Source organism: Rhodopirellula sp. P2, from assembly GCF_028768465.1.
Lineage (GTDB): Bacteria > Planctomycetota > Planctomycetia > Pirellulales > Pirellulaceae > Rhodopirellula.
On record NZ_CP118225.1, the window covers coordinates 2,539,517 to 2,557,470 of the forward strand.

At 57.7% G+C, this 17,954-nt stretch carries 15 protein-coding genes; 6 read left to right on the forward strand and 9 right to left on the reverse strand.

Annotated features, from left to right (window positions below; genetic code table 11):
- Nucleotides 1-38: 38 nt before the first annotated feature.
- Both PSR62_RS08965 and PSR62_RS08970 read right to left on the reverse strand, forming a co-directional pair.
- Nucleotides 39-2,894 carry a PAS domain-containing sensor histidine kinase gene (locus PSR62_RS08965; protein WP_274407434.1) on the reverse strand — a complete coding sequence of 952 codons (2,856 nt, stop codon included), beginning with the start codon at nt 2,892-2,894 and terminating at the stop codon, nt 39-41.
- The gene (locus PSR62_RS08970; protein WP_274407435.1) at nt 2,887-4,131 is read right to left on the reverse strand and encodes an ABC transporter substrate-binding protein; all 1,245 of its coding nucleotides are present in this window, start codon (nt 4,129-4,131) and stop codon (nt 2,887-2,889) included. Before PSR62_RS08970 ends, PSR62_RS08965 begins: the two co-directional genes overlap by 8 nt.
- Nucleotides 4,132-4,592: 461 nt before the next feature.
- On the opposite strand from PSR62_RS08970, the gene PSR62_RS08975 reads away from it, so the two are divergent.
- Both PSR62_RS08975 and lpxK read left to right on the forward strand, forming a co-directional pair.
- The gene (locus PSR62_RS08975) at nt 4,593-7,229 is read left to right on the forward strand and encodes a DEAD/DEAH box helicase (RefSeq protein ID WP_274407436.1); all 2,637 of its coding nucleotides are present in this window, start codon (nt 4,593-4,595) and stop codon (nt 7,227-7,229) included.
- On the forward strand, nt 7,226-8,323 hold the full coding sequence (lpxK, locus tag PSR62_RS08980) for a tetraacyldisaccharide 4'-kinase (RefSeq protein ID WP_274407437.1): 1,098 nt from the start codon (nt 7,226-7,228) through the stop codon (nt 8,321-8,323). The genes PSR62_RS08975 and lpxK overlap by 4 nt, the downstream gene beginning before the upstream one ends.
- On the opposite strand, the gene PSR62_RS08985 is transcribed toward lpxK, so the two are convergent.
- Complete coding sequence (locus PSR62_RS08985) at nt 8,296-9,513, reverse strand: RimK family alpha-L-glutamate ligase (RefSeq protein WP_274407438.1); 1,218 nt, start codon at nt 9,511-9,513, stop codon at nt 8,296-8,298. The genes lpxK and PSR62_RS08985 overlap by 28 nt on opposite strands.
- A gap of 130 nt (nt 9,514-9,643) precedes the next feature.
- On the reverse strand, nt 9,644-10,177 hold the full coding sequence (locus PSR62_RS08990) for an ATP-dependent zinc protease family protein (protein WP_274407439.1): 534 nt from the start codon (nt 10,175-10,177) through the stop codon (nt 9,644-9,646).
- A 302-nt stretch (nt 10,178-10,479) separates the two neighbouring features.
- On the opposite strand from PSR62_RS08990, the gene PSR62_RS08995 reads away from it, so the two are divergent.
- Nucleotides 10,480-11,328, forward strand: a complete 849-nt coding sequence (locus PSR62_RS08995; protein ID WP_274407440.1) for an SDR family NAD(P)-dependent oxidoreductase — start codon at nt 10,480-10,482, stop codon at nt 11,326-11,328.
- A 96-nt stretch (nt 11,329-11,424) separates the two neighbouring features.
- Here PSR62_RS08995 and PSR62_RS09000 read toward each other — a convergent pair whose 3' ends face one another.
- Nucleotides 11,425-12,195 (reverse strand): MBL fold metallo-hydrolase, encoded by a 771-nt coding sequence (locus PSR62_RS09000; RefSeq protein ID WP_274407441.1) that lies wholly within the window; start codon nt 12,193-12,195, stop codon nt 11,425-11,427.
- A 153-nt stretch (nt 12,196-12,348) separates the two neighbouring features.
- Between PSR62_RS09000 and PSR62_RS09005 the strand changes: the two genes are divergently transcribed.
- The 3 genes from PSR62_RS09005 (at nt 12,349) to PSR62_RS09015 (ending at nt 15,283) form a co-directional block, all read left to right on the forward strand.
- Entirely contained in the window at nt 12,349-13,209 is an 861-nt protein-coding gene (locus PSR62_RS09005) for an ABC transporter ATP-binding protein (protein ID WP_274407442.1), read from the forward strand.
- Nucleotides 13,206-14,021: an ABC transporter permease gene (locus PSR62_RS09010; RefSeq protein ID WP_274407443.1), complete on the forward strand. Its 816-nt coding sequence runs from the start codon at nt 13,206-13,208 to the stop codon at nt 14,019-14,021. The genes PSR62_RS09005 and PSR62_RS09010 overlap by 4 nt, the downstream gene beginning before the upstream one ends.
- A 242-nt stretch (nt 14,022-14,263) precedes the next feature.
- Nucleotides 14,264-15,283 carry an ABC transporter substrate-binding protein gene (locus PSR62_RS09015; RefSeq protein WP_274407444.1) on the forward strand — a complete coding sequence of 340 codons (1,020 nt, stop codon included), beginning with the start codon at nt 14,264-14,266 and terminating at the stop codon, nt 15,281-15,283.
- Nucleotides 15,284-15,315: 32 nt separating this feature from the next.
- Here PSR62_RS09015 and PSR62_RS09020 read toward each other — a convergent pair whose 3' ends face one another.
- The 4 genes from PSR62_RS09020 to PSR62_RS09035 form a co-directional block, all read right to left on the reverse strand.
- The gene (locus PSR62_RS09020) at nt 15,316-16,386 is read right to left on the reverse strand and encodes a lysophospholipid acyltransferase family protein (RefSeq protein ID WP_274407445.1); all 1,071 of its coding nucleotides are present in this window, start codon (nt 16,384-16,386) and stop codon (nt 15,316-15,318) included.
- 61 nt (nt 16,387-16,447) lie between these two features.
- The gene (locus PSR62_RS09025) at nt 16,448-16,957 is read right to left on the reverse strand and encodes a hypothetical protein (RefSeq protein WP_274407446.1); all 510 of its coding nucleotides are present in this window, start codon (nt 16,955-16,957) and stop codon (nt 16,448-16,450) included.
- 229 nt (nt 16,958-17,186) lie between these two features.
- Nucleotides 17,187-17,468 carry a hypothetical protein gene (locus PSR62_RS09030; protein WP_236696112.1) on the reverse strand — a complete coding sequence of 94 codons (282 nt, stop codon included), beginning with the start codon at nt 17,466-17,468 and terminating at the stop codon, nt 17,187-17,189.
- 181 nt (nt 17,469-17,649) lie between these two features.
- Nucleotides 17,650-17,943, reverse strand: a complete 294-nt coding sequence (locus PSR62_RS09035) for a hypothetical protein (RefSeq protein ID WP_274407447.1) — start codon at nt 17,941-17,943, stop codon at nt 17,650-17,652.
- Nucleotides 17,944-17,954: the final 11 nt, after the last annotated feature.

The window sequence follows — 17,954 nt, forward strand, 5'->3', positions numbered from 1 at the left end:
TCCGAAAGCAACTGCGTCGACCCCGGTTCCTCACGCATTCACGTGATGACTGCTGGGGGCGACATGTCTGGCATGGTCGCCGGGGCGACCGCGATGCCCTTGGAAGTGGGGGCCTCTTGGTCGGTCTGACGTGGCAGGCACAATGTGAACAAGGTTCCTTCGCCAACTTCGCTCTGGAGGTCCACCGTTCCGCCATGCAGCTTGGTGATCACGTCGTAGGCAATCGACAATCCTTGGCCCGTGCCTTTGCCGACTTCTTTGGTCGTGAAAAAGGGCTCAAAGGCCTTCGCCTGGACTTCGTCTGACATCCCAGGGCCATTGTCACTGAGTTCGATGTAGATGTTGGCGTCATCGTATGTCGTGACGACTCGAATCTGACCAAGCTCGGTCGTGTCACTTGGCGGGGTATCGCCGATCGCATCCGCAGCGTTGATGATCAGATTGAGGAAGACCTGGCTGAGTTCAGCGGGGCGGGCATCGATCGTTGGCAATTCGGCGTCAAGCACGAGGTTGACCGTGGCTGCGTACTTCCAGCGGTTTCGGCTGAGGATACTGGCGTCTTGAATCAGAGCGTTGATATCCGTGGGACTCTTTGAGTGGGATCCCGGATGCGACATGACTCGCATGGCCCGGACGATTTCAACCACTCGCTTGGCAGCCGTCGATGTCTCTTCGATCGCCATTGGGAATTGAGACCGAATGAAGTCGAAACGATTCTTCTTCAGGAGTTCCGCAATCGTATCAATTCGATGCTCCCAGCTCTCCGGGCTCTTCTGCAACAGGCCTTGGAACGTATCCACGATTTGGAGCAAGCGATCCGAGTAGTTTTGCAGGAAATCAATGTTCCCACAGATGCACTGCATGGGCGTGTTGATTTCGTGAGCGATGCCCGCTGCCAATTGCCCAATCGATTCCAGTTTCTGAGCTTGCAGCAGTTTACTCTCCAGCTTTTTGTAAAGCGTCATGTCCGTGGCACAGGCAACGAACGCTTGCTCGGATTCATGCTCGATCGTGAGCGTGCGAACGTGAACGGGGTAACAGGTCCCGTCGGTTCGCAAATGCGTCAACTCGTATTCCACTTCGACTGCGTCTCCCTCGACGATGGGGCGCAAGAGTTCCACCAGATTCCCGGTCGCCGATTCTTTCAAGTAGTTTGAAATCGATTTGCCGCGGTAGTCCTCTTCGTCCACCATCAGGTTTTGGCAGGCGGCATGGTTGAGTTCCAGCAATTCAAGCGTGTGCATGTCAAACACGTAGATTTCGCTGGGACACTCGGATTGAATCTTCGCCAAACCATTCAGACGTTCCTCGGCGGTCTTGCGTTCGGTGATGTCGATGTAGGTGCCAACGAGGCCCACGCTGGCGTTTTGGTTGTTGTAAAGCGGCGTCTTGCTGGCGAGCACGACGTAAGGCTGGCCGTCTGCTCGGGTTTGCAGGATCTCTTGGTTTTTGATCGGAATCCCGTATCGCATGATCGACCGTTCAAGATCAATTTTGTGTTCTTGAGTGGCGTCGTCCCAGGGCAGGTCCGCATCGGTGTAGCCAACGATGTCCTCTTCGGTGCAAAATCCCGTCCATTCCGCGAACGATCGGCTGCAGCCTTGGTAGCGTCCGGTCTCGTCTTTCCAGTACAGAGGAATCGGCAAGTTGGACAGCACCGATTCCAGGAACAGTTGCTCGTTCGCCAGATCGGTGGCCGTCCGGTCGATGGCATCGACTTGCATCGCAATGTCTTGAGACACTTTGTGAGTGAGGAAGAGGAACAGCATTCCTAGGATGCATCCGGATCCGAGATTCGCCAGCCAGATCGTTTGAAGCGTATTGGCAAACTTTTCGATGCACTGGCTCTTCACTTGGTCGCCTGCCATCGCGAGCTTGTTGCGTTGATCATCGAGCAAGCGGGCTTGCTCGGCCGCGGATTCAGCGAGTCGTTGACGCTCCGATCGGCTTTCTGCGAGTGCGAATTGGAGCGCCAGGATCCCAGGAGGGATATCCGATCGGGCATCCTGCCAGTGGGAGTGGTCAAAGGTGGATTGATTGCCGGGGCTACCCGCGGGACCGAAGATGGCGTCGTTGACCTGCTCCACTTCGTGCGATTTCCCGAGCTCTTCACTTGATGTTTTCAGCCGCAGCAACACTGGGCGGATTTGATTCTGGCTGAGGTCTGCCAAGTGGTCGACATTGAAACTTGCGATCAATTGGTTGAGATACAGACGCAGTTGCTTGAGGTCTCCGCTGCGTTGATTGAGCAATGCCGAACCCGAGCAATCATTGAGGATTTCATCGATCGGTTTGGGACGCTTCGAAAGATGGCTACGCAGGCCCACTGCGATTTTGAGACGATGAATGCCTCGCTGTTCATCGGCGTCTTGCTGGAGGTGATCCAGTGCAACGTCGAGTTCAGTGAACTGCTTTTCTGCTGCGGCGTTCAGATCCGAGTGGCGGCGTCGCCAGTGTTCCGCTTGATCGTTCCATTTCTTCAGTGTCTCGGTGGCAATGCCCAGTTTCTGGTCGCCCTGAAGGTCGAGCGTGGCATTCAAGGAGTCGAAGGTGCTTTGAACCTGAGCCAGTTCTTGTTGCCAATTGTTGCTGGGGACGCCCGCTGAAACCTCGAGGGGCGAGGGCGATCCGGACAACAGTTCCGTCCATTCTTGATTCCGGATCACGCTCACGCGGTCCATGCCGGATTGTGCATCGTCGACCTGCTCGACGATTGCGTTGGCTTGCATGCGGCTGTCTCGATGCCAATCCAAAAGCGCAGTCGCGATGAAGAAAAACAGCATCCCGCTGCAGACGCCGGTGGCACTCAACCAACGCACTCTGCGCTGGGCAGCATGTGCGTGGGTGGACTTCTGGTTGGACGCATCGTCGGTGGTTGGGGTGGGGTCACTCACTGGACAACTCCTCCCATGACAGCGATTCGCTTCCGTCGGCCTTGAGCGCGATCGGCCACACCCTGTCGCTGGCTTGATGGTCGTTTGGTCCCAGCGTCAGGGGACTGCCCAGCCCAATGTCAAATTGCCCCAGTTGTTCGAACGCTTGCAAGATGGCGGAACGGCTGACTTCGACTCGAATGGATGCCACCGCCTTGATCAGGATCCGACCGACCGTGTATCCCTCCAGTGAAACAAACGACAGGGGGATCTCAGGATCGTATTTCTGCATCGCGTCGCGATATTCGTGGACCAACGGCAGGTCACAATTGAAATGAGGCACGACCTGCGTGGCAACAATCCCGTGGGCCATTTCGCCCAGCGATTGCTGCAGTGCATCGGAGCCAACAAACGAAATCGCTAGGAATTGGGGGGTGAAATCGTTCTGCTTCGCCAGGCGAATCAATTTCGAGCAGGGTTCATAGCTGCCGACCAGGATGACCGCTTTGGGCGTCGGGTGATGCATCAACAGGTCCGCCAGCCCGCCTTCGACCTGCGATGTGTTTCGGCGATAGCGACCATGTGGAACGCTCGATATTTTGATTGTTTGATGCCGCCTGAGCGCGGCCAACCCTCCGAAGAAACCGTCGTCGCCATAGCTGTCGTTCTGGGTGAAGAAGCCGATCTCTTCTGGGCGGATTCCTTTCGCCACCAATGCATCCACGATGGCTGCCGTCTCTTCTGCGTAACTGGCGCGGTAGTTGATGACGCAGTTGGGGAGAGGCTCTCTTCGGAGCAGACTGGCTCCGGTGAAAGCGCCAAAGAATGGGGTTTGCGTTTTCTGTGCAATGGGGATCGCTGTGATCGCGGTGGGAGTTCCAACATTGCCAATCACGGTCAACACCTGATGCACTTCGGTCAGTTGGTGCATGTTCAATGCGGTGCGAGCCGGTTCATACCCATCATCCAGCGCGATCAGCTCCAGGCGTGTGCCTGGGAGGATCTTTTGAGTCGTCGCTTCAGCGAACGCGGCAAGGATGCCATGCCGCATGTGGATGCCCAGTTCCGCAGCCGGTCCGCTCAATGCGGTCGACATGCCAAACTTCAGAGTTTGAACGTCAGTGCGTTCGGTGTCGTGTGATGCCGGATTGATACCCGACGCAGACTGCACGCCCGTGCCTGGAAGTGCGATGGCGATGGTCAGTGCGAGAACTCGCCATGGTGAACGTTCTCGCGCAATTGCCCCATTAGTCTTCATTAAAGTTGCCCCTTTTTAATTGAATGACTCAGCTGGAGCCTAGCTCCGTTTTTGACCGGATCGGTATCACGGTTTGTCAATCAAGGGAGGAATCGCCAGGCTTGCTTGCTCGTAGGGATCGTGCCGGTTGCAACTCGAATCGCCTGGCCGAGAGGCGAATCATGGTCCTGGAATTGCGCTCAGCCGCTGTTTTGGGAGACGCATTTCTTGTCTGATCGCGCTGGATGGCTGCTTGAATCTGACGTCCTTGGACCCGCCGATTGCCGTGTTGCTTCGGTCGTCGAACGATCGTTGACGAGGGGGCATCGGTGACACGCTTCTGAGGCGAGAATCCGTCAGAGAATCCGCCAGAGAAACGGGCAGAGAACCAGAGGCCTTTCGGCAACCAGAGTGCCGCCCGCGGATGGAATGTGCCGACCCGGGCCAGCCCCCATTTGTCGTTCATATGATACAACGGCGGCATGAATGCTAACTCGCCTTCCACGCCCGAATCACTTCCCCCCCGCTCTGCCACGGTCGACCCGGATCTCGATCGTGACACGCTGGCAGAGGAGTATTTTGAACTGCTCCCCTACGAGCCCTATCCGGTTCAGGAGGAGGCGCTGCTGGCGTACTTCACCGGCAACACCCGGGCGACCGAAGGTGGCCCAGCCGCTCAGCACGGTGTGTTGGTCTGTGCCCCAACCGGCACCGGGAAAACGTTGATTGCCGAAGCCGCGGTTTACGAGGCGCTGCGGACCGGCAAACGGATGTACTACACCACACCGCTGATTGCGCTGACCGATCAGAAACTCGATGAACTGCGAGAGTCTGCGGTGCGCTGGGGATTCTCGGCGGATCAAGTCGGCTTGGTGACCGGCAACCGCAGCGTCAACGCGGATGCGCCCGTGCTGGTGGTGGTCGCGGAGATCCTGCTCAACCGCTTGCTCAACCCCGATGCGTTTGAGTTCGACGACGTCACCTGTGTGGTGATGGATGAATTTCACTCGTTCAACGACTACGAACGGGGCGTGGTTTGGGAACTGACGCTTGGGTTGTTGCCCAAGCCTGTTCGCACGCTGCTGCTCAGCGCGACGGTGGGGAACTCCATGGCGTTCACCAGTTGGCTCCGCAACGCCCACGGCCGGAACCTGCAATTGGTGCAAGGCACCGAACGCAAGGTGCCGTTGCAATACGAGTGGGTTGAAGATGATTTGCTGAATGAGTTTTGTGAGAAAATCGCGGCGGGAAGTGTTGAAGAACGCCGAACTCCCGCGTTGCTGTTCTGCTTCAGTCGATCGATGTGCTGGACCAATGCCGAAATGCTCAAGGGCAAATCGCTGATCGACAAAGCCCACCAGAAAGAGTTGGCGGACATCCTCAATGCCGCTGACTTCACCAACGGCGTGGGTCCGAAGTTGAAACAGATTCTAATGCGAGGGGTCGGGGTCCACCACGCGGGGATCTTGCCACGCTACCGACGCATTGTCGAAGAGTTGTTCCAAAAGAAACTGCTCAGCATTTGTGTGTGCACCGAAACGCTTGCCGCAGGAATCAACCTGCCCGCTCGGAGTGTGGTGTTGCCCTGTTTGTTGAAGGGGCCCCGCGACAAAAAGAAACTGGTCGACATTGCTTCGGCGCAGCAGATTTTTGGCCGCGCAGGACGTCCCCAGTTCGATGATCGAGGCTACGTTTTTGCGTTGGCCCACGAGGACGATGTCAAAATCAATCGCTGGCGTGAGAAGTACGATTCCATTCCGGAGGACACCAAGGACCCCGGGTTGATGCGGGCGAAAAAACAGCTGAAGAAGAAAATGCCCAAGCGGCGAGCGGGGGAATCGTATTGGACTCAGACGCAATTCGAACAATTGCAGATTGCCAAATCGGCGGATCTTTCCAGTCGCGGCAAAGTCCCGTGGCGGTTGCTCGCGTACCTGTTGTCCAAGGATCCGAGCGTCCAGCCGATCCGCGAATTGGTGGGACGTCGGTTGATGACGCCCGCCCAAGTGGAAGTGGCCCAAAAGGATCTCAATCGGATGCTGATCACCCTGTGGTCAGGCGGTTACGTGGAACTGGAACCGCTGCCTCGCATCGCTCCCGAACGCAAACCGACGCCCAAGGGAACCAAGCCAGGGCAGCCCAAACCGGAAGCCGCTGAATCGAAACCGGCTGCCACCGGTGGTTTGTTCGGTGGGTTGCTGGATGAAATGCGGGCGGCGGAACCGGAGGCGCAACCGGAGCCATCCCCTGAAGAAACCACGCCGCTGGACGACGCCGAAGCGCTTGCCAAACGCGGCTACGAACTGGAGGAGTACCGCCCCGAAACGGCCAAGCCAACCGTCAGGCTGGAAAGATTGGTGCAGCTCAAAAGTGTCAATCCGTTGTTTGGCGTCTTCATGGCAGATCAGTTGGCGGATGCCGATGATCAAGAACGCATCGCCGCGATGGAAAGCATGTTGGAGGTGCCGGGTTCGGTGGCCAAATTCGCTCGCATGCCTTCGTACGACATGGTGCCGCCTGGCCAGTTGGCTCAAACCCGGTTGGATGCCTTGTTGCTGCAGCGTGGTTTGGCATCGGCGGAAGAACTGGGGGGCGGCCAGGAACAAGAAGAAGAAGAGGTGAAGGATCGTGGGTTTGGACGCGTGATGTTCGAAGAACCTCGCGTGTGGCCACTCACCATTGGTGAAAAACTCTTGCGACTGTTTCGCGATGAGTTCCCCAGAGTCGACGACGTGCGAGTTCGCCCGGTTTGGATTGTGGGTGAACTGTTGGAGTTTGGTGGGGATTTCAACAAGTACGTCACCGCCAGGAAGCTTCAGAAAGAAGAAGGCATTTTGTTTCGCCACTGTTTGCGAATGATTTTGTTGTGCGACGAAATGGCGAACGTGCCACCCAAAGGGACCACCGTTGAAACCTGGGAGGATTGGCTGGATGATATCGCCGAGGTTCTGACAGAAGCCTGCCGAAAGATTGACCCCCAAAGCACGGATGAAACCCTGAGTCAGTCCGAGTCACCGTTGACGGATGACTTGACCGGTGGTCGGCGAAACTCGGGCGGCAAGGAGTTGAAAAAAGTGACCGATCAATCGGCCGAGGATGAGGGGCAGACGAAACCATGAGTTGGGACTATCGACCACTGCTCAGTGGCCAATCTCGAAATCCAATTTCAGCCTTGGCACGCGGCGCATTGTGGTGCGCCAGTGGCTTTTACAACGTTGCAGCAAGGCATCGCCGCCGGCAATACGACAGTGGCAAACAGGAGACCTTCCACGCTGGAGTTCCCGTTTTCAGCGTGGGCAATTTGACCACCGGTGGAACGGGCAAGACGCCTGTCGTCGCGGACCTTTGCCGGCGTTTACGAGCCATGGATTTTCGCGTGGCGATCATCAGTCGTGGCTATGGCGCCAGCGACGGCGGGATGAACGACGAGGCCATGGAATTGCAAGAACGCTTGCCCGATGTGCCTCACGTGCAGCACCCTGACCGGGTCGAAGCCGCTCGCATTGCAGTGGAGGAATTGGCGGCCGAGGTTCTGGTGATGGACGATGGATTCCAACACCGACGCTTGCAGCGAGATCTTGACATTGTCGTGGTCGATGCGACCTGTCCGTTTGGCTATGGGCACGTGTTGCCGCGCGGGACGCTGCGAGAACCCCTGGACAGCCTCATTCGCGCGGATTGGATTTTGATCACCCGCGTGGACCAAGTCGATCCTGAAGAGGTGCTTGCGATTCGCTCGACCATCGCTCAGTACGCCCCGGATTGTCCCGTCTTAGAAACTGAGCACCGGCCGTCAACGATTCAGAACTCGGTTGGTGAGTGGGAAGCGATTGAGGTCTTGAACGACCAGCCCGTCGCGTTGGTGTCAGCGATCGGGAACCCCAACGCGTTCGAGCAAACGGTGCGTGACTGCGGCGCGATGGTCGTGGATCACTTGCGACTGCCCGACCATGACGCGTACGAACGAGCCACGCGTGAAAAGCTGCGAGCGTGGGTCACCAAGCTCAAAGCCAAGGATCCAACGCCTCAGCGATTGCTCTGCACGCACAAAGACGCGGTGAAGTTGGCAACGGATTCCATTGCCGGAGTGCCGCTCGGTTACGTGCCGATTGAGCTTGCCTATCGCACTTCCGACGAACCACTTCAGTTGCGTCTGGAGTTGTTGATGGGCGGTGCCGTCGAGGATCAATCGTCGCGAGAAGATTCGGCCTGAATGGTCGCGGCGGAATCGGGGAGGCGTTTGATTTTCGGCCGCCGTTGCTTGCGGACTTTCTCGGGAACCATGCCTCGCATCGCTTCCAATTTCCCGAAGCACAGCAAGCGGTCGTGGGGTTCGAGCGTGCGTTTCAGACGCGGGTTGGGGATCACCGTGGTGCCGCGATAAAGCGTCAGCACGTTGATGTCCAGTTCCGGCAAGCCGGACTCATCAATCGTCTTCCCGACGTAGTCCGATCCATCGCGAACATGGAGTTCCGTCACGCCATAGCCGCGGCTGACCGTCAGTCGTTGACGAACATCCACTTCGGGGAAGTCCACTTGGGCGGACATGTAATCAATGATCGCCCCGGCGATGTCCAGTTTGGTGGAGGACTCGATGCCTTCCAGGCCGGGTGACGAATTGACTTCCATCACTTGCGGGCCATTGGCTCCTTCCAGCATGTCCACACCGGCAACTCGCAATCCCATGATTTGGGCGGCGCGAACAGCGGTCTCCGCATAAGTTTCGTCCAGCACCACCGCTTCGGTTTGGCCGCCCCGGTGGACGTTGCTGCGGAATTCGGTTCCCACCGCGACGCGGCGCATGGCGGCCACGACTCGATCCCCGATCACGAACGCCCGAATGTCTTTGCCGCGACTTTCGGCCACGAACTGTTGAACTAGCACATTCTGCTTGGTGCTTTGCAGCGTCTCGATGATGGCTTCGGCCACCTTGACGTTTTCCGCCAAGATCACGCCGACACCTTGAGTGCCTTCCAGCAACTTGATGATCACTGGCGATCCGCCAACGCGTTCAATCGCGGGCAGGATGTCCTTGCGGTCGCGCACAAATGTGGTTTGAGGGATTCCAATCTGGTGCCGAGAAAGGATTTGCATGCTGCGAAGTTTGTCGCGGGAATTGCTGATCCCGGCGGAGGAGTTCGCGCAGAACACGTCCATCTGTTCGAACTGGCGGACCACGGCGGTGCCGAAGTACGTGATCGATGAGCCGATCCGGGGCAGCACGCCGTCGTAATCACTGAGCTGTTTGCTGCGGTAGTAAAGGTCGGGTTCACCCTCCGCCAAGTCGATCGCAAACTTCAGCGTGTTGAGAACTTTGGCTTTGATGCCGCGTTGTTCAGCTGCTTCCACCAAGCGTCGGGTGCTGTAGCAACGGGGTGAGCAGGACAGGATGGCAAGTTTCAAGGGTTTTCTCTCAGAGAGCTGGGAGTCGGGTGGGGTGGTCTGGAGCGTCGCGACAACGGATCAGGCCAAAGCCTGAGGCGTAGGACAAGATTTGATATTCGACCGGATGAGATGAGTCGGTTCGATGAGATCACTTCTGTGGTGGTTCGGTTCCACCGGAGCGTTTGCGTTTTCGACGCCCTGCCAAAAAGGAGGCGCCGCAGTCGACCAAGAATCGATTTCGAATGGCTTCGCGACCGACCAACATACGGAATCCCATCGAGTCACGATTCGCGAGTGTCAAATCGACCATCACGCGGCGTCGCAGAATTTCCAGCGGGGTTCGGATCACAATCCGCTCGCTGACATTGCCATTGCTGCTGCGAATGTGGCGTCGTTCCAAAATGGGCACATCCGCTTCGATGTGAAGGTCATCGCGTTGTTGGACAGGATGAATCGAGAACCGAACGCGTTCAACATCCTGGTCAAAATAAGTGTCAACATCGAACGCGTGCAGCGAACTGGACCGGGCGCCCGTGTCGATCTTGGCTTTGACGTGACGGACCTTCAACTCAGGCAAACCAACCCACTCACGCCAACCAATGACCACCAGAGGGTCGGTGGGAAGCAGTTTTGAACCCGTCGATTCCGTCGAAGGCTGGTTGCGGCTAGGATCGTTTGTCATGGGCCATCGCTGGTAGGGAAGGATCACAAATGGCTGGCCGAAGAGGCCACATTCAACAACCAAAACCGTCCGTGCAGTATCGGTGGCCGTCCCATCGCTCCGCAAGTCGCCAGGAGCCATGCGATCCGTGCAGATTGACGATTGGGGGTGTGCACCGTCAAGCGGATCAAAAAACTTTGCCGGGGACCGGGCTTCTGTATCCAACGGAAAGTCCTGGATTGGCTATACTGCCGAGGCGTTTTCTCTCTGTCTTGTTGTTGAGAAAGATTTCCGCCAACTGCCCTGCCCCTGGAGTTCCATGAATGTCCGCTGAATCATCCGATTCGATCCCTTCCGCTGCCCCCACGCGATCCCTGCAGGGCAAGCGTGCGCTGATCTCGGGAGCTTCGCGTGGGATTGGGCGCGGAATCGCTTTGGAAATGGCTCAGGCCGGCGCTTCGGTTACGATAAATTATCATTCCAACCCCGAGGAAGCCGAAGGCGTCGTCCAAGAGTGCGAGGCACTTGGCGTGTCCGCGTTTGCACTCGGAGCCGACATTTCAGATTCGGATCAGGTCCAGACGCTGGTCGACACGGCAACCGATCGGATGGGAGGGCTCGACATCATCGTCAGCAACGCTGCTTACAGCGATCGGCACCTGATGTTGGAATCGGACATGAACGAATTCCGACGCACCATCGATGTCAGCATGTGGGGGGCATTTTATCTCGTTCGAGCCGGTGCTCAGAAGCTGGTGGATGCCGGCAACGGGGGCAACATTGTCGTGATCAGCAGCCCGCATGCTCACATGCCAACGCCTGGTGCGATGGCCTACAACATGGCCAAGGCGGCGAACGATCAGATGGCCCGAACGGCCGCGGTGGAACTCGCCTCCCAGCGAATTCGTGTGAACCTCATTCATCCAGGCTGGATTGACACTCCTGGAGAACGAAAGTTCTTCCACGAGGAAACTTTGCGTTCCGAAGGTGCCAAGTTGCCCTGGGGACGCCTGGGCCAAATTCGCGAAATCGGTCGCGGTGCGGTTTTCTTGTGCGATCCCAAAAGTGAATACATCACCGGCAGCACCCTGACGATTGACGGTGGCATTCAATTGCCATGGCGTGAGATGTACCGAGTCGAAGAAGCCCGTCGTGAAACGAACGCGAGCTGATCATCGGGCTCGCAACCCTGCGAACTTGAGGCCCCCGTGCGATGCTCAACCGCCGTGCGACGCTCCCTTCCAGTGAACTGCGAGGCACAGCCAACTTTAAAACGCGACCCGCAACCCGTCCGTCGCAATTTCGATCGGGCACTGCAACGACGGAACTTCACCGTCCAGTTGCAATTCAGCGACTGGATTGATGTGCGTGAGCAGCAGACGTTTGGGCTGCGTTTGAACCGCGATTTGCAATGCCTTTTGAAGGTAGCAGTGCCCGGTCTTCTCGGCCCACTTCTGATTTTGATCGTCGAAGTTGCACTCGTGCATCAGCAGATCGGCACCCGACATCCACTGCAGCGTTTCAGCGTCTTCCGCGCCCAGCGTGTCGGTGGCGTAGACCAGGACGGCCGGCGAATCCGAGGAAGTGGAGTCGGGGCGTGCGGCCTCCAGCCGGTATGCCACCGATCCACCCGGGTGCTCTTGCAGTCGCCACGACATCTTCGTGCCCTGCAGGTCCCACTCCGATTGCTCGTCAATTGAATGCCAGGACACCGGAAGAGCCACCGGGAAAAGCGACTCGTGGAACAGGTGTTCTTGAATGGCGGCCAGTTTCTCCGCTTGGCCCCACACGCGGACCTCTTTCACAGGACGTTGATACAGAATGTCCAACAGGAACGTCAGACCCACGACATGATCCAGGTGAGCGTGGCTGAGCAGAATGTCCAGGTGATCGGTTTGGATCAATTCTGGCAAGCGGAAGATTCCGGTTCCTGCATCCAGCAGCACGCCGCTTTGCGGCAGAAAGTAACACGACGTGTGGCGAGTTTCGTTGGGGTGGTACCCTGCCGTCCCCAAACAATGCACTTCCAATGTCTTCATCGAATTTCCAATGCCTTCGCCAGTCTCGTCGTCTCGGAACGGTTGTCCTGGTGGGATGAGTCGTCGGTCATGCCGCCTTGGGAGATGCCATGACAGTTATCATCGCAGATGTCCTGTCAGAGTCCATTGTCAAATGATTAAACTCTGTTGGACATGAACGCCCCAACCGACAAGCTCGATGCTGGCACCGCAGTCGTTTGCCGCGATGCCACGGTAACCTATCCCGGCGGCGTGTGCGCCCTCGATCACATCAATCTGGCGGTCCGCCAGGGAGAAAGGCTGGCCCTGGTGGGACCCAGTGGATGCGGCAAGACCACCCTGCTGCGGGTCATCGCTGGATTGCAATCCCTGACCAATGGTGAGTGCCAGCGAAGCGATCGGGAAACCCAGCGAAGCGATCAGGAAGCCCATTGGAGCCAGGAGCAAGGCGGTGATCGACGATCGGTCGCCACTTCGTTTGTGTTCCAGCAACCCGCCTTGTTGCCCTGGGCCAATGTGCTTCAAAACGTGACGCTGCCGCTCACCCTGGGACGACGACGTGATCGACCGTCCGCCAAAGCGATGCAAGAGCGTGCTGTCGCCGCTATCCAAGAGGTGCAGTTGGCGGATGCGGTGGCACGTTACCCACACCAATTGTCAGGTGGAATGAAGATGCGAGCTTCGATCGCTCGGGCATTGGTGACACAACCTGAATTCCTGTTGCTCGATGAACCCTTTGCAGCACTGGATGACTTGCTGCGAAATCAACTTGGCCGTTTGCTGCTGCAATTGTGGCGGCACCACCGATTCACCAGCGTCTTGGTGACCCACAACATTGCCGAAGCGATCCAGCTCAGCGAACGGATTTGCGTGATGCATCAGGGACGCATCGTCCGCGAATTGGACAACCCGTTGGCGACGTCGGAACCGCATGCGGATCTGAGGCGAACCAACGCGTTCGCTGAATTCTTTGGCGAGGTCAGCGACACGCTGGAGGATGCTGCGTCGTCCACGTCGGAAGGATCGTGCGGATGAGCCATCCAACGTCGAGGCATTCGCAGCCGACACGCGACAGTGGTCGGGAGATGGCCTGGACCGTGTTCGCGGTGATCGCGGTCGCCGCGATTGGGATTGCGGTCTGGCATCTCATCGTGGTGCTGTTTGATTTGCCAAAGCTTCTCCTGCCCACGCCCTGGCAAGTCGCCGAAGCCGGCTGGCAGCACCGGGTCGTGTTGCTGAAGTCCGGTGGGACGACGCTGTGGACGGCGGCGGTCAGTTTGATCGTTGCCGTGATCGTAGGCAGCGGCGTGTCGGTTTTGTTCAGCCAGTCGCGATTGCTGCGTCGGGCATTGTTCCCCTATGTGGTGTTTTTGCAAACGGTGCCCATCGTCGCGATCGCTCCGTTGTTGGTGATCTGGTCGGGATACGAATTTCGGACGGCGGTCATTGCGACCGTGATCATCTGCCTGTTTCCGATCGTCAACAACGTGACCACCGGGCTGACGTCGGTTCGCCCAGAGCATGAAGATTTGCTTCGAATGTACGGGGCCACACGTTGGCAGAAGCTGTGCCGTGTGCAGTTGCCCACCGCGATTCCGTTTCTAGTGCTGGGGGCCCGTGTGAGCAGTGGGTTGGCGGTCATCGGTGCCATCGTCGCCGAGTTTTTCGTTAGCAACGGCGCGGACTACGAAGGGCTGGGTGCCGTGATGACGGGCTGGCAAGCGCGTACAATGACGGACGCTTTGATGGCTGCTTTGGCGGTCTCGACGTTGCTGGGTTTGATTCTTTTTGGCGGAGTGAATCTGCTGAGCCGAGTGTTCCTGAAACGATACCTCCTTGTGAAATGAGTTCACCGATGCGATCGCCAATCCATGTTGCCAGCGTCCGAGGAGAGCGTGCTGTTTCGATTGCGTCTTCTCAGCAAGCCGCGGTTCGTGTCAGGCCGGGGCGGACGGGGGCTGAACTTGGGCCCGTCCCTCCCCTCGCTTCGCTCGACCCTCCCAGAGGGAGGGTGAGTTGTGGTGGGCCTCCCCGCGCTTCAGGTGAGCCTTCCAGCGGGAGGGCGAAGTCGGATCGCACGGGATCGTTCATGGCGAGAAAACGGCACAACCTTGGTGTCTTCGGTTGGTTGACTGCCGGATGCTTGTTGTCGATCTTTGCCGGAGGGTGTTCGCAGCGAACCGAAATGGCATCGAGCGACGTGGCGGATGAATCGGCGACCCAGGTTTCGGTTCAATTGAACTGGTATCCCGAAGTGGAGCACGGCGGGGTCTACCAATCGGTCGTCGACGGCACCTACGAGTCACTGGGGCTGAACGTCGAGATCCAGTCCGGCGGACGTGCCACGCCCGTGGCATCGGAACTCGCGATGGGACGCAGCCAATTCGCGATCACCAACGCGGACGATGTGGTTTTGTTTCGGGCTCAAGGGGCCGATGTGGTCGCGGTCATGGCGGCGGTTCAAGACCACCCCCGATGCATCCTGGTGCGTGCCGACAGCGGCGTCGAAAGCCTGGACGATTTGTCTGGGATGACACTCCAACGCCAGGCCGGTCGAGCGTTTCTGGCGTTCCTCGAAAAAGGCGGCTATCTCAAAGATGTTCGTCAGGTGCCCTACCACAACAGCATCGCGGCCATGGTGACCGATCCTAAAATCGCGGTGCAGGCTTACAGTGTGGCGGAACCCTTGATCGCCGAGCAGCAAGGGTTGGAGGTCCGCACCTTGATGGTCAGCGACCTGGGCTGGAACCCATACTCGAGTGTCTTGGTGACAACGGGCGATCTGATTCGAGAATCACCCGAAGTCGTTCGAGAGATGGTGGCGGGCACCGTTGCGGGGTGGAAAACCTTTCTTGAAACTCCCGAGCAAGCCAATGCGGCGATTCTTCAAGCGAATCAACATGGCATGACGGAGGAAGCCTTGCGTTTCGGAGCCGAGCAGATGATCCCCTTGGCGATGCCGTCCGGCAATCGCAACGAAGTGGGAACGATGAGTGCAGATCGCTGGCAGACGTTGGTCAACCAAATGGTGGAGTTGGAACTGGTCGAGTCGGACTCCGTGAAAGCCGAGGATTGCTTCACGACTGAGTTCCTGCCACCGGTGAAATGAGTTCTTCGGCTCGTCTCCACACCGGAGGCCGATCAAGCGGCTTGCGATGTCGATGTTTTGGGCGGCAGTGCAGCCTGCAGGGCTTTCTCGCGTTTCTTTTCCAGTCGACGGGCGACTTTTTCCGGCGGGGTTCTCCAGCGGCGATGCAGCCACCAGTATTGCTCGGGAGCAAGGTCGATCATCGACTCCAGTTGCCCGTTGTACCATTCGGTCATCTGCCCGACTGATTGGCCGTTTTCGGAGTCGGTGGCAGGATCCACGACGCCCAGCAATCCAGATTCAAACTGCATGGGTTTGCCATTGATGCGGCGTGTGTAGACGCTCATCATCGGCGCGTTGGCGGTGAGCGAGAACAACGCCAAAGCTTTGTGGCAGGAGGCTGGCACGCCGCAGAAATCGGTCCAGAGCCCCTTTTCTCCAGCGTGCTGATCAGCCAACAAGGACAGCATGCCGCCTTCTTGGAGATGTTTTTCAACAATCGGGGCACAACCGATTTTGTCGACCACGTCTTGGCCCTTGGCGCTGCGAAAGTTCTCGACCCAATCGTGCAGGAAACGATTGTCCAGTCGGCGAGCGATGGCCAATGTCCGAACGCCCATCAAACCCATTGTGTAACCGCCGACTTCGAAGTTGCCGAAGTGACCGGTCACGTAAACCGAGGATCGATCGCCCAGCATCGATCGCAACATCGTTTGGCTGCCGCGGAAGCGAACGTGCCGGTACCAATTGCAGCGATGCAGTCGTCGCTGTGCCCATGCCACTTCGCAAACCATCAGCATCAAGTGATGCCACATCGCGAAAGTGAGTTCTTTTTGTTGGGTTTCAGGCAGGTCGGGGAAAATCTGTGACAGCGTTGACTGAATGACTCGTTTTCGAACCGGCAGCGGTCCGCTGAGAATTGCCGCGATGACACGGCAAAAGCGATCTCCCATGTCGAGCGGCATGATTTGGATCAGCGCAACGATGAAACGCACCATCGCGTAAGCAATTGCGTCGAGAGAACGTTGACGCATCAAATGCAGTCGCGATTTCACGGTTTCCATCCCGGATGCAGGACGTTGGTTGGGCTGAGGGGTGGCTTCTTGCCGAGCAGGGATTTTCACCGCCGGTCAGGGGGGAATCTGCCTGATTTTGACGCAATCCGGCGCGTGTCGCCAGATGAATTCAGCGTCGACCGAGAACCGGTCGGGAATTGGGCACCATGGGGGCACGAACCGAAGTTTCAATCACCAGGCGGTTTTCGTCCCGGAATTCGGTGACATAGCCGGTGATGGTCCAGCGATCGTCATTGGAATCCTCTTCGATCGCTCGCGAAATTCGGTCGAGCATCAGGTTTTCGGTGACCAGGGTCATTGGAACCGTGATCGCTGCCGGTGTGATCGGGAGGTCAGGGTCTTCCAGGTTGGAGGAATCAAACGTTCCAATTCCTCGGCCGATGGGCTGTTTCTGACCTAATAGCGTGCCCTCTTCCGGCGTCGGTTTGCGTGCCAAGCCATGCTGGACCAGCGCGTCGGAGTTGTCTTGGTGACCCGTTGGGGGATGCTCGGGCAGAAAACGCCAACGGTGGCCGCTGATCACGAACCTGCCTGTGACCGGCCCGACACGGGTTCCTTCACGCAGAATCAAACCCGCGGCCGGCATCCGCACCGCCGCGTTGGCTGTCCCACTGGCCATGGAAGGGATTCCCTGACGGCCAAAGTTCCTGGCTCCAACCCCAACCGGATCGGCTGCTGACAAGGAGGTTTCACCCACGCAAAATGAAAACGCTGCCACGAGCATCACACGTGAGAACCGGACGCGTCGCCTGAGCTGATTGGGTTGCATGAATCCGTCGTTTTGCGAGTGGTTCGAGGCAAACATCCGAGGAACAGGAGCCGCGAGTGGTTGGTTCGGCCAACAACACTCACTCGCGAGGCATGGCGACCGCGTGCAAACTGACCACCGTCCCCACGGCAATCATCGCCAATCCCAGCCAGCGTGGCGGGTGCACACGTTTGGTCGGTTTGGGGTGCACCTGCATCAGAAAATTGCTGAAGGAGTCTTGGGCGACCACATTGGACTTCTTTGACATCTTTGCCATCGATCGGGTCGTAGTCTCGTTGAGAACAAACGAGTCAACCATTCGAAATTGGACGCCCAGCAAAATCAGCAGGACTCCGATCATGAAGTACCGATTACGATTCATGTCCATTGCGATCATTCCCATCACGCGTGAAGCCTACGCTCTGAATTGAGCGCTGCTGGAAATCATCGACTCAGCGAGCCATCGGGCTCAAGCGTTCCGGTTCAGAGTCGCGTTGTCGTGAATGACAGGAATGAACCAAGCGAATTCAATGCATCGGTCGTGACGATTGCATCACTTCGAATCACTGCTTGGAAAACAGGCCGTCGACCAGCGTGTGAACGTTTTCGCGAAATCCGGTCAGCGTCGAGTCAGATAGCAACTCCGATTGGTTGCTCTTCATGATCGCGGCGGCCAATGGTTTGTGCTCTTTCCAATCATCCAGGGTGTAATCACGGATGTCGACGTAGACGTCTTGCAGGTTGTTGCTGATCTTCGGGACCAAGAAGAATCCTTCTTCACCACGAACCAAGTGGTAATGCATCGAACCGTACATCAGCACAGCACCGGTCAACATTCCAAACAAATAGCGAGACATCCAACCATTCC

Excerpts from the sequence above, each read along its gene's own strand:
- PSR62_RS08970 (WP_274407435.1), bottom strand. The coding sequence starts at position 4,131 with ATGAAGACTAATGGGGCAATTGCGCGAGAACGTTCACCATGGCGAGTT.
- PSR62_RS08975 (WP_274407436.1), top strand. The coding sequence starts at position 4,593 with ATGAATGCTAACTCGCCTTCCACGCCCGAATCACTTCCCCCCCGCTCT.
- lpxK (WP_274407437.1), top strand. The coding sequence starts at position 7,226 with ATGAGTTGGGACTATCGACCACTGCTCAGTGGCCAATCTCGAAATCCA.
- PSR62_RS08990 (WP_274407439.1), bottom strand. The coding sequence starts at position 10,177 with ATGACAAACGATCCTAGCCGCAACCAGCCTTCGACGGAATCGACGGGT.
- PSR62_RS08995 (WP_274407440.1), top strand. The coding sequence starts at position 10,480 with ATGTCCGCTGAATCATCCGATTCGATCCCTTCCGCTGCCCCCACGCGA.
- PSR62_RS09000 (WP_274407441.1), bottom strand. The coding sequence starts at position 12,195 with ATGAAGACATTGGAAGTGCATTGTTTGGGGACGGCAGGGTACCACCCC.
- PSR62_RS09005 (WP_274407442.1), top strand. The coding sequence starts at position 12,349 with ATGAACGCCCCAACCGACAAGCTCGATGCTGGCACCGCAGTCGTTTGC.
- PSR62_RS09010 (WP_274407443.1), top strand. The coding sequence starts at position 13,206 with ATGAGCCATCCAACGTCGAGGCATTCGCAGCCGACACGCGACAGTGGT.
- PSR62_RS09015 (WP_274407444.1), top strand. The coding sequence starts at position 14,264 with ATGGCGAGAAAACGGCACAACCTTGGTGTCTTCGGTTGGTTGACTGCC.
- PSR62_RS09025 (WP_274407446.1), bottom strand. The coding sequence starts at position 16,957 with ATGGCCAGTGGGACAGCCAACGCGGCGGTGCGGATGCCGGCCGCGGGT.
- PSR62_RS09030 (WP_236696112.1), bottom strand. The coding sequence starts at position 17,468 with ATGAATCGTAATCGGTACTTCATGATCGGAGTCCTGCTGATTTTGCTG.
- PSR62_RS09035 (WP_274407447.1), bottom strand. The coding sequence starts at position 17,943 with ATGTCTCGCTATTTGTTTGGAATGTTGACCGGTGCTGTGCTGATGTAC.